The sequence below is a fragment of the Actinomadura verrucosospora genome (assembly GCF_039540335.1).
Taxonomy (GTDB): domain Bacteria; phylum Actinomycetota; class Actinomycetes; order Streptosporangiales; family Streptosporangiaceae; genus Spirillospora; species Spirillospora verrucosospora.
On the sequence record NZ_BAABEV010000034.1, the window covers coordinates 30,480 to 55,856 of the forward strand.

Consider the following 25,377-nt stretch of genomic DNA (forward strand, 5'->3'; position numbering starts at 1 on the left):
CCTCCCGCACGGTGGACCCCTCATCCCATGTCCCGCTAAGAACACATTCGCGAGGAACCCATGCACACCAGCGTATCCAGGCGCCGTCGCGGCGTAGCCGCCGTCGCTCTCGGACTGTCCGCCCTCACCGCCGCCCAGGCGGCCCCGCTCGGCACCGCCTACGCCGAGCCGGGCCGCGACGCGGCCCCATGGCAGCGCTACAACCTGTCTCCTTCGTCGCGGACGCTCCACCCGGTGTCGGTCTTCAGGACCAGCGGCACCGTGGCGGACCCGGCCGCCGTCCTGAAGGGCGGCACGACCAGCCTGACCGGGGCCGGATCGTCCGTCACGCTCGACTTCGGCAAGGAGGTCAGCGGACTCACCACGCTGCGCTTCGCCGGGTCGGACGGCCCGCAGAAGGTCGGCGTCGCGTTCTCCGAGTCGTCCACCTACGTGGACACGACGAGCGACGCGTCGACCGGAGGCCCCCGCAGCCGCGACGGCGCCCTCTCCGTTGACGTCGACGGCGCCACGTCCTACACCACGCCCCCCGAACTGCTCCGGGGCGGCTTCCGCTACCTGACGATCTTCCTGTCCTCCGGCGGCCGGGTCGACCTGGACAAGGTGTCGCTGTCCTTCACCCCCGCGCCGGCGATGAAGGACCCGTCGAAGTACGCGAACTACTTCTATTCGAGCGACGACCTGCTCAACCGCATCTGGTACGCGGGCGCCTACACCGTCCAGCTCAACACGATCTCCCCGAAGACGGGCCGGGTCTGGGAGCCCCCGGCGGCGCTGTGGAACAGCACCGGCGACATCGGCGTCGGCGACACGATCCTCGTGGACGGCGCCAAGCGCGACCGGACGGTCTGGCCCGGCGACCTCGGCATCGAGATCCCGAGCGCCTACGCGGCGTTCAACGACACCGAGTCCGCCCGCAACGCGCTCACCACCGTGTACCAGCACCAGCGCGACACCGGCGAGCTCCCCTACGCCGGGCCCGAGCTGAACAAGTACGGCTCGGACACCTACCACCTGTGGACGCTCGCCGCGAGCTGGGACTACTACCGCTACACCGGTGACACGGGCTGGGTGTCCGGCGTGTGGGACCGGTACCGGAAGGGCGTCGACTTCATCACCCGGAAGATGGACGACAAGGGCCTGGTGTCCATCACCGGGACGTCCGACTCCGTCCGGATCCTGGCCAAGGGCGAGAACCTCATCGCGAACGTGCTGATGTGGCGCGTCCTCGACACCGGCTCGCAGCTCGCCAAGGCGCAGGGCGACGACTCCCTGGCCGCGTCCTACGCCGAGCGGGCCGCCGCGCTCCGGACCGCCATCAACGCGAACTTCTGGGACGAGGCCGCCGGCGCGTACAAGTTCTATCCGAATTCGACGATCCACCCGCAGGCGGACAACTCCCTCGCCGTCTGGTACGGCCTCGCGGACCGGCGGCAGGCGCGCCGCATCAGCGAGTCCCTCAAGGGCAACTGGAACGAGATCACCTCGACCGCCCCGGAGAACAAGGGCAACCCCGGCGTCTTCTCCGGCTCCATGGAGGTGAACGCCCACTTCGCCGCCGGCGGCCAGGCCGCCGACCAGGCCGGCGTGGACATCATCCGGCGCCAGTGGGGCTACATGCTCAACCACCCGGAGGGGACCGGCAGCACCTTCTGGGAGTCGTTCCGCAACCCGGGGGACGGGTGCGTCTTCTGCAGCTCCTACGTCAGCCTCGCGCACGCCTGGGCGACGGGCCCGACCCCGGCCCTCACGTTCTCCGTCCTCGGCCTGAACCCCACCGGCACGGGCGGGCGGTCGTTCGACTTCGTCCCGCACCCGGCCGACCTCACGTTCGCGCAAGGCCGGATCACCACGCCGGTCGGCGCGGTCGACGCCTCCTGGAAGGTCTCCGGCGGGACCTACTCCGCGCACCTGAAGGCTCCGGGCACCACCGTCGGCCGCGCCGGCGTGCCGACGTTCGGCGCCCGGGTCGAGGTCCGCGTCGACGGACGCCTCGTCTGGGACGGCGCCCGCGCACGAGCCAAGGGCGTCCACAGCGACGGCGAGTACGTCTACATCGAGGGGCTGCGCGGGTCCCACCGGCTCCAGAGCGACCGCGCATGACCACCGCCTCGCGCAGGCCACTGCGCGGCCTGGCGGCCGCGGCGGTCACCGTCGCCCTCCCGGTGACCTTCCTGGCCGCCCCGGTTCACGCGGACGCGGAGGCCCACGTCACCCGCTTGAAGGCCGCCGACCTCGGCCAGGCCCTTGGCATCGACGACACGACGCCGCCGCTGACCTGGCAGCTCCAGGGCGGGCGGAACGTCACCCAGACCGCGTACCGGATCCAGGCCGCCACGAGCGAGAAGGCCCTGCGGGAGGGAAGCCCCGACCTCTGGGACTCCGGCCGGGTGGCGTCCGCCGGCCAGCGCGCCGACTACGCGGGCAAGCCGATCGGCAGCCGGACCCGGGTGTACTGGCGCGTCCGCGTCTGGACGGGGCCGCGGCCCTCCGGCTGGTCGTCGCCGTCCTGGTTCGAGACGGGCCTGACGTCCCAGAGCGACTGGCGGGGCGGCTGGATCGGCCAGAAGGACTGGCAGGTCACCGGCAAGAAGCCCGCCCCCATCGTGGTGAAGCTGCCGAAGACCACCGCGCGCTACGTCCGGCTGGACGTGACGAGGCTCGGCCTGCCCAAGGTCGAGCAGCTGCCGGACCGGACCTGGCGGCTCCAGCTCGCCGAACTGGAGGTGCGCAGTTCCGGCGACCCGGACACCAACCTCGCCAAGGGCAGGACCGTCACCGCGTCCGACAACGGCGGCAACGTCAACCGCAAGTGGGGGACCCGCTACCTCACCGACGGCACGCAGACCACGAACCAGGAGTTCGCCGGCTGGTCCAGCTCCGCCTACGGCAAGGCGGACGTCTCCGACAAGCCGCTCACCCTCACCGTGGACCTCCAGGCGGCCAAGGACTTCGACGAAGTCCTCCTGTACCCGCGCACGGACCAGGGCGTCGAGGGCGGCAAGGTCCCGTACGCCCCCGTCGACTTCTCGGTCGCCGCCTCCGACTCGGCCGAGGGGCCCTTCGCGGCGAAGGCGGCGGTCACCGGCCAGGAGCCGCCCGAGTCGCCCGTCCCCGAGGCGCTGCCGATCTTCGCGAAGGACTTCGGGCTGCCCGGCGGCGTCCGCCGGGCCCGCCTCTACGTGGCCGGCCTCGGCGTCTACGAGGCCCGGCTGAACGGGCACCGCGTCGGCGACGCCGAACTGGAGCCGGCCAACACCGCGTACGCCGAGCGCGTCCAGTACGCGACGTACGACGTCACGAGGATGCTGCGCTCCGGCGGCAACACGCTCGGCGTCGAGCTGGGCAACGGCATCGCCAACGTGATCTCCACGCCCGACCGCTACCGCAAGTTCAGCGGGACGATCAGCGACCCCAAGCTGATGGCCCAGCTGGAGGTCACCCTCGCCGACGGCCGCGTCGTGCGGGTGGCCAGCGACGGCACGTGGAAGACCGTCCTCGGACCCGTCACGTTCTCCAACTGGTACGGAGGCGAGGACCACGACGCCCGCCGCGAGCGGCCCGGCTGGGACAGGCCGGGCGCGTCCCGCTCCGGCTGGGAGGCGGCCGTGCCCGTCACGGCGCCCGGCGCGCTGAGCGGGCGGGTCGCCGAACCCGTCCGTGTCGCCGAGACGCTGGAGGGACGGCAGATCGGGGCGGGCGACGGCTACCGGGTGTTCGACGTCGGCCGCAACATCGCGGGCCGTCCGGAGATCACCGTCCAGGCCCCGGCCGGGACGTCCGTGCGGATCCTGCCGTCCGAGAGCCTCAAGGACGGCCGCGCGTTCCAGTCGGCCAGCAACGTCGGGGCGCCGCTGTGGGACGAGTACACGACGCGCACCGCGGATTCCGAGACGTGGCATCCGCGGTTCTCCTACCACGGCTTCCGCTACCTGGAGGTGCGCGGCCTGCCGGAAGGCGCGACGATCTCCGTCCGGGGCCAGGTGCTGCGCGCCGACAACGACTCCGCGGGCTCGTTCAGCTCGTCCAACGACCTCCTCAACGGCATCCACGGGCTGATCCGCCGGGCCATCGAGGGGAACATGATGAGCGTCCTCACCGACTGCCCGAGCCGGGAGAAGCTCGGCTGGCTGGAGCAGGACCACCTCGTCGGCGACGCGCTCGCCGCCAACTACGACGTGCACGCCCAGCTCCGCAAGATCGTCCAGGACATGGCGGACGCGCAGACCGAGGCCGGGCTCGTCCCGTCCACGGTCCCGGACTACACGGTCCTGCCGGGCACCTACAGGGACGACTCCAACTGGGGCGGCGCGTTCGTCGCCGTCCCCTGGCAGCTCTACCTGAACTACGGCGACACCGAGACCATGCGGACGTACTACGGCGCGATGAAGCGGTACGCCGCGTACATCGAGGGCCGCGTCTCCGACGGGCTGACCGACTACACCCTGGGCGACTGGTTCACCCCCGACCGCACGTTCCCGAAGGTCGTCTCGGGGACGTACGGGTGGTGGCGGATCGCCGACACCATGTCCCGGATCGCCGGCGCGCTCGGCGACGAGGCCGGCGCCGCCGCCTACCGGGCCAAGGCCGACAGGAGCGCCAAGGCCCTGTCGGACAAGCTCTACGACCCCGCGACCGGCACCTTCGGGGGCGGCGGCCAGGGCGCCGAGGCCATCGCGCTGGACATGGGCGCCGTGCCCGCCGACCAGCGCCGGCGGCTGCTGGACCACCTGGTGGCCAGTGTCCGGAACGCCGGGTACCACCTGCTGCTCGGCGAGATCTCGCTGCCCTCGGCGTTCCGCGTCCTGCCCGACGACGTCATCTACAAGGTCGCGACGCAGACGGACAGCCCGAGCTACGGGTACCAGGTCGTCCACGGCAACACCGCCCTGGGCGAGTCGTGGGACGGCGGCGCCGGCCAGTCGCAGAACCACTTCATGCTCGGCGCGATCGACTCCTGGTTCTCCGGCCGGCTCGCCGGCATCGGGCAGGCGCCCGGCTCCGCCGGGTACCGCGACCTGGTCATCGCCCCGGCCGTGGTGGGCGACCTCACCAGCGCCTCCGCCACCCGGCGGACGCCGTTCGGCGAGGTCCGCTCCTCCTGGACGCTGGAGGACGGCAAGGTCACTTTCCAGGTCACGGTCCCGGCGGGCACGACCGCGCGGGTGCACGTCCCCGGTACCGCCCAGCCCGCCGTGGTCGGCTCCGGCACCCACACCTTCCACGGCACCGCCCCCTGACGCACCGTCCGGTGGGCGCGGACCGGCGCCCACCGGACCGGCGCCCCGCCTTTCCCCCTACCGCTCCACCCACCCCCCCGAGGAGCCCAGCATGAACGAGTTGTCGCGGAGAAGGTTCGTCCAGGCAGGCGGGGTCGCCGCCGCCGCGGTCACGGCGAGCGGCGCGGTAGCGGCGCCCGCCCTGGCGGCGCCGGCGGCCGCCCCCCACCGGACGCTGCACCCCACCGGCCTGAGGGTCGACCACCTGCCGGCCCCGCTCGGCATCGACGACACGGCGCCGACGCTCGGCTGGCGGTTCGCCGCCGGGCCGCGCGACGCCGTGCAGAGCGCCTACCAGGTGCGCGTGGCGACCACGGACGCCCGCCTCGCCCGCCCCGACCTGTGGGACTCCGGCAAGGTCGCCGGGAGCGCCGTCTCGGCCGTGTACGCGGGACGTGCGCTGAAGTCCCGGCAGCGCGCGTCGTGGCAGGTCCGCGTGTGGGACGGGCAGGGCCGCGCGTCCGCGTGGAGCGAGCCCTCCCACTTCGAGATGGGCCTGCTCGCCCCCGCCGACTGGACGGCCGCGTGGATCGGGAACCCGGTGTGGTCGGCCGACCCGGCGCCCGCGCCCGCGACGGTCGCGTTCGCCGCCCGCACCGCCCGGTACGTCCGGCTGAACGTGACCCGGCTCGGTCTGCCGATCAAGGAGGGCTGGCCCTACAAGGTGTCGCGGCTCCAGCTCGCCGAGGTCCAGGTGCAGGACGGGGCGTCGGGCCCGAACCTCGCGGCGAGGGCGCCGGTCACCGCGTCGGAGAGCTACACCGTCGGGGGCCAGTGGGAGCCGAAGGCCGTCACGGACGGCAACCTCACCAGCGACGCCGCGCCCTTCGGCTACACGAGCCTGGAGCGCAAGGACCAGGACCTCGCCGCGCCCATCTGGGTGCAGATCGACCTCGGCAGGGAGCAGCGGTTCGACCGGATCCTGCTCTACCCGCGCACGGACGAGACGACCGACGACGGCAGGACCCCCAACTTCCCGGAGGACTTCACCGTCCAGACCTCCGGCGACGGCACGGCGTTCGACACGGCCGCCACGGTCGAGGGCCAGGAGGCGCCGCCGCCGCTGCGCCGCCAGCCCGAGGCCCTGCCCGTCTTCAGGCGCGAGTTCACGATCGGCAGGCGCGTCCGCACGGCCCGCCTGTACGCCACCGCCCTCGGCGTCCTGGACGTCACCGTGAACGGCCGTCCCGTCAGCGACGCCGTCCTCGAACCGCCCTACAGCAAGTACAAGGAGCGGATCGTCTACTCCACCTACGACGTGACCAGGCTGCTCCACCGCGGCGGCAACACCGTCGAGGTGGAGCTGGGCACCGGCATGGCTCACGTGCCTCCGACGCCCGGCCGCTACGAGAAGCTCACCCGCTCGGACGGCAAGCCCGCGTTCATCGGCCAGCTGGAGATCACCTACACCGACGGGTCGCGCGAGGTCGTGGCGTCCGACGCGTCCTGGCGCACGGCGCTCGGCGCGACCACGTTCACCAACTGGTACGGCGGCGAGGACCACGACGCGCGCCGCACCCGGCGGGACTGGACGGCCGCGGTGCGCGTCGCCGCGCCCACCGCCCGGCTCGCGGCCCGCATGGCGCCGCCGGTCGTCCCCGTCGAGACCCTCCGCGCCAAGAAGATCACCAGCCCGAAGGCCGGCGTCCACGTCGTCGACCTCGGCGTCAACTTCGCGGGCTGGCCGCTGCTGAGCGTCAGCGGCCCGGCCGGGACGAAGGTGACGATGCGCCCCGGCGAGCTGCTCAACGCCGACGGGACCGTCAGCCAGCACACCACCGGCTCGCCCATCTGGGACACCTACACCCTCTCCGGCGACGGCACCGAGACGTGGCATCCCCGGTTCTGCTACCACGGCTTCCGCTACCTCCAGCTCGAAGGGCTGCCGGGGGAGCCGGACGACGGCACCGTCACCGGGATCGTCCTGCGCGCGGGCAACGCCGGGGCGGGCTCGTTCACCAGCTCGCACGGCCTCCTCAACGACATCCACAAGATCATCGACCGGGCCGTGCAGAGCAACATGTACTCCGTCCTCACCGACTGCCCGCACCGCGAGAAGCTCGGCTGGCTGGAACAGGCCAACCTCGTGTTCCCCGCCGTCGCCCGCAACTACGACGTCACGGCCTACTACGGCGAGCTCGTCCGCGACATCGCCGAGGCCCAGACCGAGGACGGCCTCGTCCCGGACATCGCGCCCGAGTTCACGGTGTTCTCCGGCGGGTTCAGGGACGACCCCAACTGGGGCAACGTCATCGTGTTCGCGCCCTGGCAGATGTACCGCGCGTACGGCGACGAGGCGACGCTGCGGGCCTACTACCCGAACATGGTCCGCTACGTGGACTACCTGTCCGCGAAGGCGAAGGGGCATCTGCTCGACTACGGCCTCGGCGACTGGATCACCTTCGACGACAGCACCCCGAAGGGGGTGACCGCGACCTTCGGCTACCACCGGGCCGTCACCGCCCTCGCGCGGATCGCCGAGGTCGTCGGGAAGGACGCCGACGCCGCGCGGTACGGGGCGCTCGCGGGCGAGATCGGCTCGGCGTTCAACGCGAAGTACGCCACCGGTGACACCTACGGGTCCGGGAGCCAGGCGTGCGACGCCCTCGCTCTCGACATGGGGGTCGTGCCGGCGGACAGGAGAGAAGCCGTCCTGGCCCACCTGGTGAAGAGCATCGAGGCCAAGGGCTACCACCTGACGGTCGGCGAGATCGCGCTGCCGTCGGTGTTCCACGTGCTGTCCGCCGCCGGGCGCGACGACGTCATCCACGCCGTCGCCACGCAGACCGGCAACCCCAGCTACGGCTACCAGGTCGTGCACGGCGCGACCTCGCTGACCGAGAACTGGGACGGGCCCACGTCGGGGAACTCGCAGAACCACTTCATGCTCGGCGCGATCGACGAGTGGTTCCACGCCGGCCTCGCGGGCCTCGGCCAGGCCGACGACTCGATCGGGTACGCGACCCTCCTCGTCCGGCCGGCGGTCGTCGGGGACGTCACCTACGCGGCCGCGACCTACGAGACGCCGCGCGGGCGCGCCGCGTCCTCGTGGCGCCGCGCCGGGAAGAGGCTCCGGCTGGACGTCACCGTCCCGCCGGGCACGCGGGCCCGCGTGGAGTACCCGCTCCTCGGCGGGTCCGCGCGGCCGAAGGCGCCGGAGGGGGCCGGGTGGATCGGCGTCCAGAACGGCCGCGCCGTCTTCGAGGTCGGCTCCGGCGACTGGACCTTCCAGGGGGTGGCGTGACGGCCGGATGAGCGGTCGGGTCCGCGCCCTCCGGTGCGCTAAAGTCACGGTTGTTGACAGTCAGGATCCGTGACGGCAGGGCGCCGGAGGGCGGGGATCGCGTGGACGCGGAACGAGGGGGGCCCGACCTGGGCGTGCTGGCGGGCCGGTTGGCGCGGGCGCTCCAGGAGGAGCTGTTCCGCCGGCTCGCCGAGCAGGGGCACCCCGACGTCCGGCCGCGGCACGGCACCGTCCTGGCCTTCCTCGAACCGGAGGGCGTGCGCGCGACCGAGCTGTCGGCCCGGTCCGGGCAGCACAAGCAGATCGTCGGCACGATCGTGGACGAGCTGGTGGAGCTCGGGTACGTCCGCCGCGAACCCGACCCGGGCGACCGCCGCGCCAAGCGCGTCGTGCCCACCGGGCGCGGCCTCGACGAGATCGCCAAGGCCCGCGCGATCCTCGCCTCCATCGAGGACCGCCACCGGCGGGCCCTCGGCGACGAGCGCTTCACCGTCTTCAGGGACGCGCTCGCCGAGATCGCCCGCTCCCAGCGCGACCGGGACCGGGGCGCCTAGACCGCCCGCGGGCCGATGGCGGGCCCGCCATGTTTGACGGCACGTCTCAGGGCAGGAGAGCGCAGGGTACACAGTCGAGGGAGGAGGGACACCGTGACCGTACCGAACGTGGACCTCATCGACGGGACCGCGATGCCGCAGCTCGGCTTCGGGGTCTTCCAGGTGGGGAACGACGAGGCCGAGAGCGCCGTGACGATCGCCCTGCGGAACGGCTACCGCAGCATCGACACCGCCAGCGCCTACGGCAACGAGGAAGGCGTGGGACGCGCCCTGCGCGCGTCGGAGCTGCCGCGCGACGAGCTGTTCGTCACCAGCAAGGTGTGGAACAGCGACCAGGGCTACGACGCCACGATGCGCGCCTACGAGGCGAGCCTGCGCCGCCTCGGCCTGGAATACCTGGACCTCTACCTGATCCACTGGCCGATGCCGGGCCGCGGCCTGTACCTGGAGACCTGGCGGGCGCTGGAACGGCTGAAGCACGACGGGCGGGTCCGCTCGATCGGCGTCTCCAACTTCACCGTGGAGACGCTGCGGCGCGTCATCGACGAGGCCGACGTGGTCCCCGCCGTCAACCAGATCGAGCTGCACCCCTACTTCCAGCAGGACGGGATGCGCGCCTTCCACCGCGACCACGGCATCCGCACCGAGGCGTGGGCGCCGCTCGGCCAGGGGCACGGGCTCCTGGACGACCCCGCGCTCGACCGCATCGCCCGGGCCCACGGCCGCACCCCCGCCCAGGTCGCGCTGCGCTGGCACCTGCAGATCGGGAACGTGGTCATCCCGAAGTCGGCGACGCCGTCCCGGATCGCGGAGAACATCGACGTGTTCGGCTTCGAGCTGACGCCGGACGACATGAAGACGCTCGGCGAGATGGACAAGGGCCTGCGCTTCGGGCCCGACCCGGCGACGTTCGAGACGGACTAGCCCCCCGCACGACGCGCCCCTCGGAGACCGTCACCACGCGCTCGGTCGCCGCCGGGAGACCCCAAGATCGTGACCGTGGGTGGCCGAGCGTAACGTTCCGTGCATGGGGGAGGAGCGGGGGAGCTGGACGGGGCCCGGCGGGTTACGGGTGACGGCGGTGCGGCTGACCGGCGCGCACGGGGTGTGGGCGGACTTCGCCGGGGTGCGGGGGGCCACGGCGCTGCTGGTGACGAGGGACGGGGTGCCCGTCGGCCGCGGCTACTACCCGACGGTCGATGATCTCGCCGAGATCGTCGACCTGGCGGAGCTGCGCTCGGGATAGCGGTTGCGCGGACGCCCCCCGCGCGTGTAGTCGGTTACTGGTGGGACAGCGCAGGTGTGACGTCGCCGTGGTCGGATCGCTCAACGCCGACCTGGTGGTGGGGGTGGAGCGGCGGCCCGCGCCGGGGGAGACCGTGCTCGGGTCCGACCTGGCCACGCATCCGGGCGGCAAGGGGGCCAACCAGGCGGTCGCGGCGGCGCGGCTCGGCGGCCGGGCCGCGATCGTCGGCCGGGTCGGCGACGACGGGCACGGCGCCCTGCTGCGCGACGCCCTGGCCGCGGCCGGCGTGGACCTCGCGCACCTGGCGGCCACGCCGGGCGTCCCGACGGGCGTCGCGCTGATCACGGTCGGGCCGGACGGCGACAACAGCATCATCGTCTCGCCCGGCGCCAACGCCAGGCTCGGCCCCGCCGACGTCGAGGCGGCCCGCGCGCTGATCGAGAGCGCCCCGGTCGTGTCGCTGCAGATGGAGGTGCCGCTGCCCGCGGTGGAGGCCGCCGCCGGGCTCGCCGCCCGCGCGGGCCGCCGGGTCGTGCTGAACCTCTCGCCGTCCGCGCCCGTCCCGGACGGGCTGCTCGCCCTCTGCGACCCCCTCGTCGTCAACGAGCACGAGGCCGCCTTCCTGCTCGGCGGGGCCGGCGACCCCGGCCGGATGGCGGCGGCGCTCGCCGGGTCCGGACCCCGCTCGGTCGCGGTCACGGTCGGCGCCGACGGCGTTGTCGTCGCCGACGGCCAGGGTACCTCCGCCGTCCCGTCCCCGCGGTCGGAGGCCGTCGACACCACGGGCGCCGGGGACGCCTTCACCGCCGCGCTGTGCCTGCGGCTCGCGCGCGGCGACTCCCTGCGGGACGCGGCCCGCTACGCCGCCCGGGTCGGCGCCGCGGCCGTCCGCCGCCCCGGCGCGCAGAGCTCGTTCCCCACGCCGGACGAGGTGCCCGCCCTCTAGTTCACGGGCCGGTGCGGGCGCAGCCGGTACAGCTCGTCGGCGGCGTCGTGGACGTCCGAGCCCAGGTCGAACGCACTGAGCAGGTACAGGTCGTCGGCGGTCTCGATCTCCAGGATCCGCGTGTGCAGCAGCAGCCGGCGCCGCTCGTCCACCCGGATGGAGACCACCTCGTCCCAGCGCAGCCGGCGGCGCCGGGCGTAGCCGGTCACGACGGTGAGGCCCTCGCGGTCTGCGGCGAGCCGGACCGGGGCGATCAGGTCGCGCAGCGCGAGCACGTTCAGGCCGATCGCCGCCGCGCCCGCCAGGAACCGGAACTGGGGGTCGTGGGAGTACAGCACGAGCAGCGCCGTGACGGCCGCCGCCGCCGCGCACTTGACCACCACATGACCTGGCGGTACGCGCCACCGCCGCTCGTGAGCCGCCTCCATGCCGCCGACCATAGCCCCCGCCGGGCCCTGCCCGCGCCATGGATCGGTCCGATAGCGTCGGGGCCATGCGACTCGGTGTGCTGGACGTGGGCTCGAACACGGTGCATCTCCTGGTGGTGGACGCCCACCAGGGCGCGCGGCCCCTCCCCGCGTACTCCCACAAGGCGGACCTGAGACTCGCCGACCATCTGGAGGACGGCGAGCGGCTCTCCGAAGAGGGCGAGACGCTGCTGCGCGACTTCGTCGACGAGGCGCTCCAGGTCGCCGAGGACAAGGGCGTGGAGGACCTGGTCGCGTTCGCCACCTCCGCCGTCCGCGACGCCTCCAACGGCGACGACGTCCTGGCGCGCATCCGCGCGGACAAGCGGATCGACATCCGGGCGCTGTCCGGCGAGGAGGAGGCGCGGCTGACCTTCCTCGCCGTCCGGCGCTGGTTCGGCTGGTCCTCGGGGCGGCTGCTCGTGGTGGACATCGGCGGCGGCTCGCTGGAGGTCGCCTCCGGCATCGACGAGGAGCCGGACGCGGCGTTCTCCCTGCCGCTCGGCGCCGGGCGCCTCACCCGCGACTGGTTCACCGCCGACCCGCCGCCCGCCGAGGAGGTCCGCAAACTGCGCCGGCACGTCCGCGCGGAGATCGCGCGGCGGGTCGGGGACGTCGCCCGGTACGGGGCGGCCGACCACGCGGTCGCCACGTCCAAGACGTTCAAGCAGCTCGCCCGGATCGGCGGCGCCGCCCCGACGGCCGACGGCCCCTACCAGCGGCGCGTCCTGGCGGGCGAGGCCCTCACCGAGTGGACCGACAAGCTCGCCGCGATGCCCTCCGCCGAGCGCGCCGAGCTGCCCGGGGTGTCCGAGCGGCGCGCCCCGCAGCTGCTCGCGGGCGCGATCGTCGCCGACGCGGCGATGGACCTGTTCGAGCTGCCGGAGCTGGAGGTCTGCCCGTGGGCGTTGCGCGAGGGCGTCATCCTACGCCGCCTCGACATGATCACCGGCTGAGCGCGGGGAGCCGGTCCGGCCCTCATGACCAGTTGGGGTGGCCGAACACCCTGCCGGCGGGCGTGACGAGGCGGTCGCCGGTGCCGGTCGCGCGGACGGCATGGATGACCGGGTCGGTGACCGCGCCGCGCACGTAGAGGAGCCAGCGGCCGTCGGGCGACCAGGCCGGGTCCATGTCCCGCGCGGCACCGGACGTCACCGCGTACGCGCCGGAGCCGTCGGATCTCATGACCCAGATGTCGCTCCGGTCGGCCGGGCCCCGCACGAAGGCGATCTTGGAGCCGTCGGGGGACCACTCCGGGTCGACCGCGCGCCCGTCGCCTCCGGTCAGCCGCGTGTAGGGGCCGCCCGGCCGGTTCGGGTCCATGGTGTAGATCTGCTCGTCGCGGGTCTCGGCCTTGCTCCAGAACACGAGCTTGCCCGTGGACGACCACATCGGGTCGTCCTTGAGCGAGTCGTCGGTGGTCAGCTGGGTGGCGGGGCCGCCGTCCACGGCGACGGCGAAGATCTGCCGGACCCCGTCCTTCTCGCCCACGTAGGCCAGGCGGGAGCCGTCGGGCGACCACGTCACGCGGGTGCCGCGCACGATGCCCGTCACCTTCCGGGCGCCGGACCCGTCGGCGTTCACCACCCAGGCCTCGCCGCTCCTCCGGTCGATCCTGGTGAACGCGACGCGCCTGCCGTCGGGGGAACGCTCGGGAAGGATGTCGCAGGTCGGCCCGCTCACCAGCGTCCTGGCGGACGCGTCGCCGGGCCTGTAGACGCCGATGTCGGCGTTGCACGTCGTCGGCCACCCGGGCGCGGTGTCGACCCGGACGAACATCGGCGCGGTCGGGAACGCCGCCGCACCCGCCGCGGCGTTCCGCGCGCCGTGGGAATCGCGGCCGTTGAGGTAGACGGCGCCCGCCACGACCCCCGCGACCAGCAGCACCGCCGCGCCCGACGCGGCGAATACGCCGCGCCGCGACCGCCCCCGGACGGCGGGCGCCGGGAACTCCCGCGCGGTGGGCGGGTCGGTGCGGCGCTCGTAGGCGGGTTCGGTCCGCGGTTCCGGCTGGGGCTGCGGCTGCTGGGGCTGCGGCTGTGGCCGCGGGGCCGGGACCGGGGCCGGGACGTCCTGGGAGGTGGCCGACGGGTCGGCGGCGCGCGTCGCTTCCGGGGCCGCCGCGGGGGCCCCGGGCGGGGCCGTCCACATCTCGCCCAGCTCGGTCGTCACGGCGGCCTCGCCGGATCCGCCGACCAGCGCCAGGAGCAGCTCCCGGGCGCTCGGCCGCTGCGCGGGGTCCTTGCGCAGCGACGCCTGGACGAGCCCGGTCAGCGACGGCGGCAGGTCGCCGATCTCGGGATCGGCGTGCACGGCGCGGGCCGCCATGATCTGGAACGAGCCCTGCCCGAACGGGTTGCGCCCGCTGGCGGCGAACGCCACCAGGCAGCCCCAGGCGAACACGTCCACGGCCGGGGTGACCTGCTGCGTGGTGATCTGCTCGGGCGCGATCCAGCCGGGCGTGCCGACGACCTGCCCGGTCCGGGTGTGGGAGGAGGCCATGTCCAGCGCCCGGGCGATCCCGAAGTCGATCACGCGCGGCCCGGAGATGGACAGCAGCACGTTGCTCGGCTTCAGGTCGCGGTGCACCAGGCCCGCGCTGTGGATGGCGACGAGCGCGGCGGCCACGCCGACCGCGACGCCGTGCAGCATCCCCGGCGACAGGGCCCCGTTCGCGCTGACGTGCTGGAGCAGCGACGGCCCGTCGATGTACTCGGTCACCATGTAGGCCAGGCCGAGGTCCTCGCCGTGCTCCAGGACCTGCGCCGTGCAGAACGACGCCACGCGCTGGGCGTTGGCGGCCTCGTCGTGGAACCGCGCGAGGAACGTCCTGTCGCCCGCCAGCTCCGCCCGGACCACCTTCACGGCCACGGCCCGCCCGTCGGTGTCGCGGCCGAGGTAGACGGCGCCCATCCCGCCCTCACCGATCTTGGCCTCGATGCGGTACCGGCCGATTCGGGAGGGATCGTCCGGGCGCAGCTCACCCAGGGAGGTCGCGTCCATGGAGTCTCACCTTCCGCCCCACGGAGCCACGTCTTGGCGACCGCCTCCACGGCGGCACGCGGCCCCAACGCCTCCATACGATGACAGAGGAGGCGGTGAGGTTCTAGCGCGGGCCGCCCGATCTCGTCTCAGTGGAAGTTCCGGGCCCGGACGCGGCCGGGGACCGGCAGGCGGCGCAGCCGGGTGGCCCGGACGTTGGTGACCCCGTCCACGCGTTCCAGACGGCCGCCGACCAGCAGCGCCTGGGAGTCGACGGCCAGGCCGCGGAACCGCTGGAACACCTGCGGCGGGCACACCACGTTGATGATGCCGGTCTCGTCCTCCAGGGTCATGAACACGATGCCGCCGGCCGTCGGCGGGCGCTGCCGGTGGGTGACGAGCCCGGCGACGACGACGTTGGTCTCGCCCGGCGTCTCCGCGAGCCGCGCGGACGGCAGCGCGCCCAGCTCGTCCAGCGCCTCCCGGACGTGCGCGACGGGATGGGTGTGGGAGACGCCGGTGGCCCACAGGTCGGCGAGGGTCTCCTCGATCGGCGTCATGGCCGGCAGGGCGGGCGCGGACGCGCCCGGCGTGACGCCCTCGATCCGCCCCGGGCCGGAGCCCGCCAGCGCGCCCGCCGCCCAGAGGGCCTCGCGCCGCGACAGGCCGAACCGGTCGAACGCGCCCGCGGTGGCGAGCGCCTCCAGGGCGCCGGCCGACAGCGGCACGCGGCGGGCGAGGTCCTCCATGCTCGTGTAGGGGCGTCCCGCCGCGACGGCCTCGGCGGTGTCGTCCCCCAGGTTGCGGACGCCCGACAACCCCAGCCGGATCGCGGGCTGCGGCGTCGCGGGCGCGTGGGGATGGCCGGAGTCGGCCTCGACGGGCTCCTCCAGCGTGGGGTGGACGTCGCTGGCGTTGATGTCCACGCCCCGGACCACGACACCGTGCCGCCGGGCGTCGGCGAGAAGGCTCTGCGGGCTGTAGAACCCCATCGGCTGGTTGCGCACCAGAGCCGCGGTGAACGCGGCGGGGTGGTGGCGCTTCAGCCAGGCGCTCGCGTACACCAGATGCGCGAAGCTCTGCGCGTGCGACTCGGGGAACCCGAACCCGGTGAAGCCGAGGATCTTCTCGTACACGCTCTCCGCGACGGGGGCCGGGATGCCGCGCTCGGCCATCCCGTCGAGCAGCCGCCGCCTCAGCCGCTCGACGCGCTCGGGGGCGCGCTTGGCGCCCATCGCCTGCCGGAGCTGGTCGGCCTCGGCGGGGGTGAATCCCGCGCAGTCGACGGCGAGCTGCATCATCTGCTCCTGGAACAGCGGGACGCCGAGCGTGCGGGACAGGGCCGGCTCCATCAGCGGGTGCGGGCAGTCGGCGGGCTCCAGGCCCTTGCGCCGCCGCAGGTAGGGGTGCACGGATCCGCCCTGGATCGGCCCCGGCCTGATCAGCGCCACCTCCACCACCAGGTCGTAGAACTCGCGGGGCCTCAGCCGGGGCAGCGTCGCCATCTGCGCCCGCGACTCGACCTGGAACACCCCGACCGTGTCGGCATCGCACAGCATGTCGTAGACCTCCGGGTCGTCCGGCGGGATCGACTGGAGGTCGTGCCGGACCCCGTGGTGCTCGGCCACCAGGTCGAAGCAGTCGTGCAGCGCCGCGAGCATCCCGAGCCCGAGCAGGTCGAACTTGACGAGCCCGGCCGCCGCGCAGTCGTCCTTGTCCCACTGCAGAACGGTGCGGCCCGGCATCGTCGCCCACTCGATCGGGCAGATCTCCCCGACGGGCCGGTCCGCGATCACCATGCCGCCGGAGTGGATGCCGAGGTGGCGGGGGAGCGCCAGCATCCGGTCCGCCAGCTCCTTCACCGGCGCCGGGATGCCGGCCTCCGTCCCGACGGGGTCGCGCGGGTCGATGCTCTTCGACCACGCGTCCTGCTGGCCGGGGGAGAAGCCGAGGGCGCGCGCCGCGTCCCGGACGGCCATGCGCGGGCGGTAGCTGATGACGTTCGCGACCTGCGCCGTGCGCTCCCGCCCGTACTTCCCGTAGACGTACTGGATGGCCTCCTCCCGGCGCCGGTGCTCGATGTCCAGGTCGATGTCGGGCGGGCCGTCCCGCCCCGGCGACAGGAAGCGCTCGAACAGCAGGCCGTGGCGGACGGCGTCGACCCCGGTGATGCCGAGCGCGTAGCAGACCGCCGAGTTGGCCGCCGATCCCCGGCCCTGGCACAGGATCCCCCTGCTCCGGCAGAACTCCACGATGTCGTGCACGATCAGGAAGTAGCCGGGGAAGCGGAGCTGCTCGATGACGTCCAGCTCCCGGGCGATCTGCTCGTAGGCGCCGGAGACCCGCTCCCTCTCGGGCGGCCCGTACCGCCGGAGCGCGCCCTCCTTCACCAGGCGCCGCAGCCAGCTCGCCTCGTCGTGCCCGTCCGGGACGGGCCAGTCGGGCAGCCGGGGCGCGACCACGTCGAAGTCGAACCGGCACTCCTCCGCCAGCGCGACCGTCCGCTCGCGGACGCCGGGGAACCGCGCGAGCCGCCCCGCCATCTCCGCGCCGCTGCGGATGTGGGCGGTGCCGCCCGCCGGAAGCCAGCCGGCCATGTCGTCCAGGCCGCGCCGTGCCCGGACGGCGGCCATGGCCTGCGCGAGCCGCGCGTCGGCGCCGGGCGCGGCGAAGTGCACGTTGTTGGACGCCACCACGTCCACCCCGACCCGGCGCGCCAGCGCGAACAGGGCGTCGTTGCGCAGGTCGTCGTCGGGCTGGTCGTGGTCGACCAGCTCGACGAACACGTTGTCGCGGCCGTAGGCGCCGACCAGCTCGCGCAGCTCCCGCTCCGCCGCGTCCGGGCCGCCCGCCTCCAGCGCCGCCGGGACCGGGCCCTTCCGGCAGCCGGTGAGGACGGCCCAGTGGCCGCCGTGCGCCTCGGCCAGCGCGCCCGCGTCGTAGACGGGCCTGCCCTTCCGTCCTCCCGCGAGCTGCGCGGACGTGATCGCCGAGCAGAGCCGCGCGTACCCGGGGGCGCCCCGGGCGAGGACCAGCAGGTGCCGGCCGGCCGGGTCGGGCTCGCCGGTCCGCGGCCCGGGCATGCCGAGGCCCAGCTCCGCGCCGAAGACCGTGCCGATCCCGGCCTCGCCCGCGGCCTGCGCGAACTGCACCGCCCCGTACATGCCGTCGTGGTCGGTGACGGCCATCGCCTGCACGCCGAGCCGCGCCGCCTCGGCGACCAGCGATGCGGGGTCGCTCGCCCCGTCCAGGAAGCTGAACGAGGAGTGGACGTGCAGCTCCGCCCACGGCACGCGGGCCTCGGCGCGGCGGGGGACGCCGGCCGGCTCCGGCGGCGGCTCGGGGGCCCGCCCGCCGGGCCGCCACGACAGCCGCTCCTCGAACTCCCGCCACGGGATCGGCGGATTGTGCCATCCCATCAGCCGGAGAGCCTCTCTGTCATGAATGGCGGCTCGGTCACGAACGGCGGCTCGGTCTTCAACGGCGGCTCAGTCATAAACGGCCTCGACATGCCAGCGCCCGCCCTCGACGGCGAGCAGGTAGGCGGCGCCGTCGTCGGTGGTGACCTGGAACCGGGCGCGGCGGCGGGCGGCGGCCGGGTCCCACCAGCGCTCGTCGGCGGGCCACGGGCCCGTCCAGCCGGTCACGGCGGCGGGGCGCCCGCGCACGCGGAGCGTCGCGGGCGGCGCGGGCACCTCGCAGCGCGCCGACACCACGACCGCCGCGCCGGACGCGCCGGCGGCCCCGGCGGGCACCGGCGCCGCCGGGACGACCGAGGGCGCGGGCCCGGGCACGCTCCCGGGCCACGGCCCCTCCCGCGGCTCGGCCGGGGCGAGGTCGCCGACCGGGACGCGGACGACCCGCTCGCCCGGCCCGCGCCCGCCCACCAGCACCGGCCGCGCGATCCCGCGGTGGCCGAGGAGCGCCTGGATCCGGTCGGCGGCCCGCGCGATGCGGTCGGTGACGGTGGTGCGCCCCCAGAGCCCCTCCTGCCGTCCGAGGTCGGGGACGAGCTGGTCGGGCGCCAGCTCCACCCACGTCACGCCGCCCCAGGCGTCGTCGCCCCCGTCCCGCCCGGCCGGCCGGTGGGCCGACAGCTGCCACCGCACCCGCTCGGCGACGGCCAGCGCCGACAGCCCGTCGTGCCGCCACAGCCGCCGCAGGACGTGCCCGTCGGCGAACCCGACCGCGATCTCCAGCCGCACGCACGCCAGCCCGCCCGCGGCGAGGCCCTCGTGCAGCTCGCCCGCCAGCCGCTTCGCCGCGAACACGACCCGTTCCGCCTGCTCGGCGGGCGGGTCGAAGCCGCCGCGCACCGACAGGTCGGCGGCGGCGCGGGCCGGCGCGAGCGGGCGCGGCTCCTCGCCCCGCGCCAGCCGGTGCGCGAGCGCCCCGTCGGTCCCGAAGCGGCCCGCGACGTGCCCGGACGGCAGCGCCGCGAAGTCGCCGAGGGTCGTGACGCCGAGCCGCCGGAGCAGGTCGGCCAGCTCCGGCCGGTCGAGCACCGACAGCGGGTACGGCGCGAGGAACGCCGCCGCGCCGCCCTCCGGCACCACGACGCCGCCCTGCCCGGCGCGCGCCGCGAGCTCGGCCGCGAACAGCCCGTCCGCGACCCCCGACCCGCAGTCGTGGCCGGCCTCGACGACCGTGTCCTGCACCAGGACGCGCAGCGCCTCCTCGCCCCCGTAGAACCGGGCCGGGCCGCGCGCCGGGATGGCGCACAGGCCCGGCCGCACCACCTCCACGCGCGGCGTCAGCTCCGCGACCGCCTGCGCCACCGCCTCGAAGCGGCGTCCCTCCGCGTCGGTGTCGCGCTCGCGCACCACCAGTTCCGGGCACCGCCGCTGGGCATCGCGGATCCGCTGCCCGCGCCGCACACCCTCGGCCCGGGCCGCCGCCGAGCAGGCCGCCACCTGTCCCCGCACGACCACGGCGCCCGGGGCCGCCGCGTCGATGCCGACCGCGGTGACCGGCCAGTCGGGGCACCACGCCGCCAGGACCCTGGTCACGCGATCCCCTCCTCGGCCGGCACCCGCACGAGCGGCGGCGGGCCGGACGGCCGCGGATGGACGGGCGCGCCCGCCGCCACGGCGCCGGGCACGAGCTCCAGCGGCGGCCGCGCGGTCTCCACCGGCCGGACGGTGCCGTCGGGCGCGGGGAGCCACAGGCTCGCGCGGCGGCCGGCGCCGGGGGCGTCGCGCCCCTCGGCGACGACCTGGACGCGGCGGCCGGTGAGCCTGCCGTGCCCGCCGGCGAGCCCCTCCCAGACCGGGTCCTCCACGCGGAGGCGGAGCCGGGCGCCGGGCCAGTCGCGGGCGAAAGCGCCGGTCAGCGTGAGGACGCAGCCGTGCTTGCGGGCCAGCGCCGACAGCCGGCGGACCGCGGCGGCGCCGGGACGCTCCGGCGGGCACAGCAGGACCAGCTCGACGGCCTCGGCCAGGGCGGCGACCACGTCCGGCCAGCGGTCGCCGGGCTCGTCGACGAGCAGCAGCCGCTCGGGCGCGGCGCCCATGCCCGCCGCGGCGGCCACGCCGAACCCCGGCAGGCCGACGACCGCGCACCAGCCGCCGGCGCCGTCCTCGCCGCCGTGCCGGGACACGCCCGCGGCGAGGGCGAGGCCGAGGGAGGCGGCGCCGGGGCCGTCCAGGCCGACGACCGAGCCGGGGCGCAGCCCGCCGCCGGGGACCACGGTCCGCAGGGCGGGCAGCACCGGCACGGTCCCCGGTCCGGCGCCCGTGAGCGCCGCCGGGCCGGTGGCCTCCAGCGCCGCCGCAAGATCCCGCAGGGCCGCCTCCGGCACGCTCGCCCTCCTCTCGCATCCTCCCACACAAATCTCGAACATGAGTTCGACCTGTGTCAAGTTGTCGCAGGTCACGCCGGGGGGCCGGGCACGTCCGAAAGCCCGATAGGGCCGGGCTTCACGGCATTTTTGGGCATGATGGAGATATGACGACCGATGTGCCGACCATCGAATGGACGGGCGACGCCCTGCGCCTGCTGGACCAGACCGTCCTGCCCCACCGGGTGGAGTTCCTCGCGGTCCGCGACGTCGACGCGCTCGTCGACGCGATCCGGCGGCTGGTGGTGCGGGGCGCCCCCGCGCTGGGCGTGGCGGGCGCGTTCGGCGTCGCCGTCGCGGTGCGCCAGGCCGAGCGCGAGGGCTGGGACGCCGCCGGGCGCGACGCCGCGATCGCCCGGGTCCGGGAGGCCCGCCCCACGGCGGTGAACCTGGCCGCCGGGGTGGACCGGGTCCTGCCGTTCGTCGCGCGGGGCGCCGACGCGGTGGCGGCCGAGGCCCAGGCCCTGCTCGACGAGGACGTGCGCGGCAACCGGGCCATCGGGGCCTTCGGCGCCGACTGGATCCTCGCCCGGGCGGGAGACCGGCCCCTGCGCGTGCTGACGCACTGCAACGCCGGCTCGCTCGCCACCGCCGGCTGGGGGACGGCCCTCGGCGTCGTCAGGGAACTGCACGGCCGGGGACGCGTCGAGATCGTCTACGCGGACGAGACCCGCCCCCTGCTGCAGGGCGCGCGGCTCACCGCGTGGGAGCTCGACCAGGCCGGGATCCCCTGCGTGGTGCAGGCGGACGGGGCCGCGCCGAGCACCGTCCTGCGCGGGCTGGTGGACGTCGCGGTCATCGGCGCCGACCGGATCGCCGCCAACGGCGACACCGCCAACAAGATCGGCTCGGTCGGCGTGGCGCTGGCCTGCCGGGAGGCCGGGATCCCGCTGGTGGTCGCCGCGCCGTGGAGCACGGTCGACCTCGCGCTCCCCGACGGCGCGGGCGTGCCGATCGAGGAGCGCGACGCCGGGGAGGTCCTGGCCTGGGGCGGCGCGCGGACCGCCCCGGAGGGGGTCGGCGCGTACAACCCCGCGTTCGACGTGACGCCCGCCCGCCTCGTGACCGCGCTGGTCACCGAGACGGGCGTGCTGGAGGTCTCGGCGGGCGCCACGCCCGCGGCCGCCGCCGCGTCCCGGGTCTAGCTCCGGGGACGGGTCAGAAGTACGTGCCGAACAGGTCCGTGGACGGCCAGGTCGTCACCGCGTTCGCGACCTTGTGCAGCGGGGCGCTGAAGTCGTCGTACTCGTAGGTGAGCCCGGAGGGGTCGTCGCGCTGGTCGAACAGCAGCGCCCAGGTCACGCCGTCGTAGCGGCGCGTCACGATCGTGCTGGTTCCGTCGAGCGCGCCGGAGTGCCAGGTGTTCCGGCCGCCCGTCACGTCGCGCACGTACCAGCCGAAGCCGTAGTAGGACCCGCCCGAGTTCAGGCCCGTCTCCGGCTTGGCGAAGATCGAGGCGATCGAGGAGGAGTTCAGCACGCTCGTCCCGCCGTCGTGGATCCGGGTGAAGCGCACGTAGTCGACGGCGGACGCGAGCCAGCCGCCCATCGCGGTGCGGTTCTCCACGTTGAACGTGCCGTAGGGGGCCGGGAGGGTCGTCCCGGCCGCGTCGAACACCGACGGGCCGGTCCGCTGCGAGAAGTAGGGCACCTCCCCGGGCGCGCGGTCGGCCTTCAGCGACCGGCCGGGCCGCATCCGGGTGATCCCCATGGGGCCCAGCACGCTCTGCTGGACGTACTGCTCGTAGCCCATGCCCGCGGCCTTGGCGATGATCTGGCCGAGGAGCAGGTAGCCGTAGTTGCTGTAGGCGAACGTGGTGCCGGGGTCGTGGTCGAGCTTCAGGCCCGTCCCGTACTGGACCATGTGCTCCCGGGTGATCGGCAGCGGAACGCCCAGCAGCTGCGCCGTGGCGCGGTCGCGGTAGGTCGGGTCGCCGGAGACGTCGCGGTCCCAGCCGCCGAGGTGCTGCAGCAGCCGCCGCACCGTCACCTGCGCGAGGCGCGGGTCGGCGGACTGGCCGGGCGGCGGCGTCAGCGTCAGCAGGTCGGTCACGGGCGCCGACAGGCTGAGCCTGCCGTCCTGGACGAGCCGGGCGACCGCCGTCGCCGTGACGGCCTTGCTGAGGCTGGCGAGCCGGAACAGCGACGTCGGCTGGACGCTCAGCGCCGCGTCGTCGCTCCAGGTGTAGCCGCGCGCGAGCACGAGCTTGCCCTTGCGCATGACGGCGAGCGACCCGCACGGGATGTTCCGGGCCTGCATCAGCGACTTGACGGCGCTGTCGAAGCCGCCGAGCCCGGCGCCCGCCGTCCCGGAGACCCGCCACGTCCGCGTGCCCGCCCGCGTCGCCGCCCGCTGGGTCGCCGTGCCGCATCCGCCGGCGAGCGCGGGCGCCGCGAGGCCGAGCCCTGCGGATCCCACGAGCCTGCCGAAGTCACGCCGACTGAGCCCCTGCGCCATCGCGTCCCCTCCAGATCACCTGCCCCCACAAGATCCAAATGGGGTGCGCGGGGAAACTAACATGATCTTGAGGCGAGGTGGCCGGTTTCCGGCGGGAACGCCTTCCGGGTCACTCCTCCGGGGTGAGGGTGCGGGTGGCGGCGCGCAGTCCCTCGAACAGGCGGGCCTCCTGCTCCCTGGCGGCGCGGACGTCGCGGTCCGTGAACAGCGCGTCGTTCAGCCCGGGCAGCCGCTGCGTGGCGTAGCCGGTGTCGATCCCGGGCGCGTAGATCTGGTGCCGGTACCAGGGGCGGCCCGGCAGCCCGGCCCGCGCCAGCAGGTCCCGCTCCGTCTGCATGATCTTGTCGTTGAGGCGGCGGAACGCGGCCGTGTCGCCCTCGCGCAGTGCCTTCCCCGCGCGCGCCTGGAGCGCCTCCGCCGCCCGCTGCCACGCCCCGGCCTGCGCGATGTCGCGCGAGACGTCCACGACCACGGACCCGAGCCGCCTGCGCTGCTCGGCGGTGAAGTCGGCGAGGTACTGGGCCGTCTCCTGCGCGTACGGGCGGTAGCCCATCGCGATCACGTCGGCGTTGGCGAGCCGCAGCGTCGCGATGCCGGCCAGCCGCGCCATCGCCGCGTGGTACTCCCAGGACGGGTCGCCGAAGTGCTCCATCCAGTAGAAGTCGTCGCAGGAGCAGTGGTAGTTCCCAGACGATCCCGGCGACGCGGCGCCGACGTCCATGGCGGGCACCCCGTACCGCTGGAAGAACGCCTGGAAGTCCGAGCCGCCGCCGATGCGGTCGATCGGGGTCTCGCCGGCGTTCTGCGCCTTCCACGCCTCGTACAGCGTCCCGTCCGTACCGGGCCAGAGAACCTCCTTGGAGGCGTCGATGACCGACCGGTCCAGCGCGGGCGTCGCCGACGCGCCGAAATGCGACCCTCCGGCGCCGTCCATGTTCACGTAGGCGACGGTGTTGCGGAGCAGGTCCGCGCGCTGCTCGGCGTACTCGGTGGAGCCGAACAGCCCGTACTCCTCGCCGTCCCACGTGGCCAGGACGACCGTGCGCTTAGGACGCCACCCCTTCTTGAGCAGCGTCCCCAGGGCGCGCCCCACCTGGAGAACGTTCTCGGTGCCCGACAGGTTGTCGCTGCTGCCGTACACCCAGGAGTCGTGGTGCGCGCCGAGCATGACCTCCTGCTCGGGGTGCTCGCTGCCGGGGATCCGCACGATGACGTCCCACAGCGGGCGCACCTGGAAGGTGTTCTTCACATCCAGGTGCGCCTGCGTCCCGCCCGGCCCGAAGCGGTACGTGAACGGAAGGCCGCCCTGCCATTCCTTCGGCACCTCCTTGCCCTTCAACGCGCGCAGCAGCGGTTCGGCCGCGCCGTAGGAGATGGGCGTGGTCGGGACCAGCCCCTTCAGCATCGGCGCCTCCGACGGCGGGACGCGCCGCGCGCCCTTCACCGACGGCCAGCCGGGCGTCTGGGGGTCCCCGGCCGCGAGCTGGATCTGCGCGATGCTGCCGCGCTGGATGCCGTCGGAGGCGCGCCACGGCCCGGCCGGGTACACCGGGCCGCGCGCGGACCCGTCGTCGGCCGGGTCGGAGTAGATGAGCACCGCCTTGGCGCCGCGCCGGGCCGCCTCGCGCGGTTTGATGCCGCGGAACACCGCCCCGTACCGGACGAGGACGATCTTGCCCTTGACCGAGACGCCGTTCCTCGCGAGCAGCGAGAAGTCCTCGGGGCGGCCGTAGTTGGCGTAGACGACCTCGCCCCGCACGTTCCCGGACGGCGACATGCCGTTGTGGGAGGGGACGACCTGGTCGTAGAACCGCTGCCAGGGCCGCGGCCTCTCCTTGACCGGCAGGGTCCGGTGCCGCGGCGCCGTCATCTCGACCCGCACCCGCTCCGGCATGGACAGGTAGGCGTAGTACGTCCTGACCTCGGGCTTCAGGCCGTAGGACCGGAGGCGGGCGACGATCCGCCCGACGCGGTGCCGGTCACCGGTCGTGGTGGCCAGCGCGGGCTCGCGCGCCAGCTCGGCGTCCAGGTCGCGGGCCGTCCGCGCGGACGGGACGGCCGACAGCAGCCGCTCGTACCGGCGCTGCCACTGCGCGCTCTTCGCGGTGAAGCCCGCGATCGGACCGTCCTTCGCCGGGGCGGGGGGCGAGGCCGCGGCCGGAGCGGCCGCGAGCGCGAGGACGACGGACAGGGCGGGGCCGCCGGCCGCGGCCAGTGCCCGGGTTCGGGAGCGGAACACCGGTGATACCTCCCAGTACGCGTTGTATGGGTGCTGGTGTACGGGTGCGCCCGGAACGTATGTCGTGATCACGGGAAGATCCAGAACGTCTGCCGGATCCGGCCATCCCACCGGGCCGATCGGG

The 25,377-nt window shown here is 74.6% G+C and carries 16 protein-coding genes; 9 read left to right on the forward strand and 7 right to left on the reverse strand.

The window, feature by feature from the left end; genetic code table 11:
• Positions 1-60 precede the first annotated feature (60 nt).
• From ABD944_RS29710 to ABD944_RS29740, 7 genes are all read left to right on the forward strand, one after another.
• Entirely contained in the window at positions 61-2,103 is a 2,043-nt protein-coding gene (locus ABD944_RS29710; RefSeq protein ID WP_345182439.1) for an alpha-L-rhamnosidase-related protein, read from the forward strand.
• Positions 2,100-5,240, forward strand: coding sequence for a family 78 glycoside hydrolase catalytic domain (locus ABD944_RS29715; protein ID WP_345182441.1), 3,141 nt, complete (start codon positions 2,100-2,102; stop codon positions 5,238-5,240). Before ABD944_RS29710 ends, ABD944_RS29715 begins: the two co-directional genes overlap by 4 nt.
• Positions 5,241-5,331: 91 nt before the next feature.
• Positions 5,332-8,523 carry a family 78 glycoside hydrolase catalytic domain gene (locus ABD944_RS29720; RefSeq protein WP_345182443.1) on the forward strand — a complete coding sequence of 1,064 codons (3,192 nt, stop codon included), beginning with the start codon at positions 5,332-5,334 and terminating at the stop codon, positions 8,521-8,523.
• A 101-nt stretch (positions 8,524-8,624) separates the two neighbouring features.
• A complete protein-coding gene (locus tag ABD944_RS29725; RefSeq protein ID WP_345182445.1) occupies positions 8,625-9,077 on the forward strand; it encodes a MarR family winged helix-turn-helix transcriptional regulator in 453 nt (150 codons plus the stop codon).
• A 132-nt stretch (positions 9,078-9,209) separates the two neighbouring features.
• Positions 9,210-10,001, forward strand: coding sequence for an aldo/keto reductase (locus tag ABD944_RS29730; protein WP_345182548.1), 792 nt, complete (start codon positions 9,210-9,212; stop codon positions 9,999-10,001).
• Between the two features lie 103 nt (positions 10,002-10,104).
• Complete coding sequence (locus ABD944_RS29735) at positions 10,105-10,323, forward strand: hypothetical protein (RefSeq protein WP_345182447.1); 219 nt, start codon at positions 10,105-10,107, stop codon at positions 10,321-10,323.
• 67 nt (positions 10,324-10,390) lie between these two features.
• Positions 10,391-11,269 (forward strand): ribokinase, encoded by an 879-nt coding sequence (locus tag ABD944_RS29740; protein ID WP_345182449.1) that lies wholly within the window; start codon positions 10,391-10,393, stop codon positions 11,267-11,269.
• On the opposite strand, the gene ABD944_RS29745 is transcribed toward ABD944_RS29740, so the two are convergent.
• Positions 11,266-11,697 (reverse strand): PH domain-containing protein, encoded by a 432-nt coding sequence (locus tag ABD944_RS29745; RefSeq protein WP_345182452.1) that lies wholly within the window; start codon positions 11,695-11,697, stop codon positions 11,266-11,268. The genes ABD944_RS29740 and ABD944_RS29745 overlap by 4 nt on opposite strands.
• Positions 11,698-11,762: 65 nt before the next feature.
• Here ABD944_RS29745 and ABD944_RS29750 point away from each other — a divergent pair, with 65 nt between their 5' ends.
• Positions 11,763-12,692, forward strand: a complete 930-nt coding sequence (locus ABD944_RS29750; protein WP_345182454.1) for a Ppx/GppA family phosphatase — start codon at positions 11,763-11,765, stop codon at positions 12,690-12,692.
• A gap of 22 nt (positions 12,693-12,714) precedes the next feature.
• Here the strand turns inward: ABD944_RS29750 and ABD944_RS29755 are convergent, their stop codons facing one another.
• From ABD944_RS29755 to ABD944_RS29770, 4 genes are all read right to left on the reverse strand, one after another.
• Complete coding sequence (locus ABD944_RS29755; protein ID WP_345182455.1) at positions 12,715-14,739, reverse strand: protein kinase domain-containing protein; 2,025 nt, start codon at positions 14,737-14,739, stop codon at positions 12,715-12,717.
• Between the two features lie 128 nt (positions 14,740-14,867).
• Positions 14,868-18,137, reverse strand: a complete 3,270-nt coding sequence (locus ABD944_RS29760; protein ID WP_345182457.1) for an error-prone DNA polymerase — start codon at positions 18,135-18,137, stop codon at positions 14,868-14,870.
• A 69-nt stretch (positions 18,138-18,206) separates the two neighbouring features.
• Complete coding sequence (locus ABD944_RS29765; protein ID WP_345182459.1) at positions 18,207-19,727, reverse strand: DNA polymerase Y family protein; 1,521 nt, start codon at positions 19,725-19,727, stop codon at positions 18,207-18,209.
• Entirely contained in the window at positions 19,724-20,518 is a 795-nt protein-coding gene (locus ABD944_RS29770; RefSeq protein WP_345182461.1) for a hypothetical protein, read from the reverse strand. The genes ABD944_RS29765 and ABD944_RS29770 overlap by 4 nt, the downstream gene beginning before the upstream one ends.
• Positions 20,519-20,664: 146 nt before the next feature.
• On the opposite strand from ABD944_RS29770, the gene mtnA reads away from it, so the two are divergent.
• Positions 20,665-21,702, forward strand: coding sequence for an S-methyl-5-thioribose-1-phosphate isomerase (mtnA, locus tag ABD944_RS29775; protein ID WP_345182463.1), 1,038 nt, complete (start codon positions 20,665-20,667; stop codon positions 21,700-21,702).
• Between the two features lie 13 nt (positions 21,703-21,715).
• Here the strand turns inward: mtnA and ABD944_RS29780 are convergent, their stop codons facing one another.
• Both ABD944_RS29780 and ABD944_RS29785 read right to left on the reverse strand, forming a co-directional pair.
• A complete protein-coding gene (locus tag ABD944_RS29780) occupies positions 21,716-23,014 on the reverse strand; it encodes a serine hydrolase domain-containing protein (RefSeq protein WP_345182466.1) in 1,299 nt (432 codons plus the stop codon).
• Positions 23,015-23,123: 109 nt separating this feature from the next.
• On the reverse strand, positions 23,124-25,253 hold the full coding sequence (locus tag ABD944_RS29785) for a M28 family peptidase (protein ID WP_345182468.1): 2,130 nt from the start codon (positions 25,251-25,253) through the stop codon (positions 23,124-23,126).
• Positions 25,254-25,377 lie beyond the last annotated feature (124 nt).

What these genes read in the sequence shown, in the direction of transcription:
- ABD944_RS29715 (WP_345182441.1), top strand. Translation starts at nt 2,100, where the DNA reads ATGACCACCGCCTCGCGCAGGCCACTGCGCGGCCTGGCGGCCGCGGCG.
- ABD944_RS29760 (WP_345182457.1), bottom strand. Translation starts at nt 18,137, where the DNA reads ATGGGATGGCACAATCCGCCGATCCCGTGGCGGGAGTTCGAGGAGCGG.
- ABD944_RS29755 (WP_345182455.1), bottom strand. Translation starts at nt 14,739, where the DNA reads ATGGACGCGACCTCCCTGGGTGAGCTGCGCCCGGACGATCCCTCCCGA.
- ABD944_RS29710 (WP_345182439.1), top strand. Translation starts at nt 61, where the DNA reads ATGCACACCAGCGTATCCAGGCGCCGTCGCGGCGTAGCCGCCGTCGCT.
- ABD944_RS29750 (WP_345182454.1), top strand. Translation starts at nt 11,763, where the DNA reads ATGCGACTCGGTGTGCTGGACGTGGGCTCGAACACGGTGCATCTCCTG.
- ABD944_RS29730 (WP_345182548.1), top strand. Translation starts at nt 9,210, where the DNA reads ATGCCGCAGCTCGGCTTCGGGGTCTTCCAGGTGGGGAACGACGAGGCC.
- mtnA (WP_345182463.1), top strand. Translation starts at nt 20,665, where the DNA reads ATGACGACCGATGTGCCGACCATCGAATGGACGGGCGACGCCCTGCGC.
- ABD944_RS29720 (WP_345182443.1), top strand. Translation starts at nt 5,332, where the DNA reads ATGAACGAGTTGTCGCGGAGAAGGTTCGTCCAGGCAGGCGGGGTCGCC.
- ABD944_RS29735 (WP_345182447.1), top strand. Translation starts at nt 10,105, where the DNA reads ATGGGGGAGGAGCGGGGGAGCTGGACGGGGCCCGGCGGGTTACGGGTG.
- ABD944_RS29745 (WP_345182452.1), bottom strand. Translation starts at nt 11,697, where the DNA reads ATGGAGGCGGCTCACGAGCGGCGGTGGCGCGTACCGCCAGGTCATGTG.
- ABD944_RS29780 (WP_345182466.1), bottom strand. Translation starts at nt 23,014, where the DNA reads ATGGCGCAGGGGCTCAGTCGGCGTGACTTCGGCAGGCTCGTGGGATCC.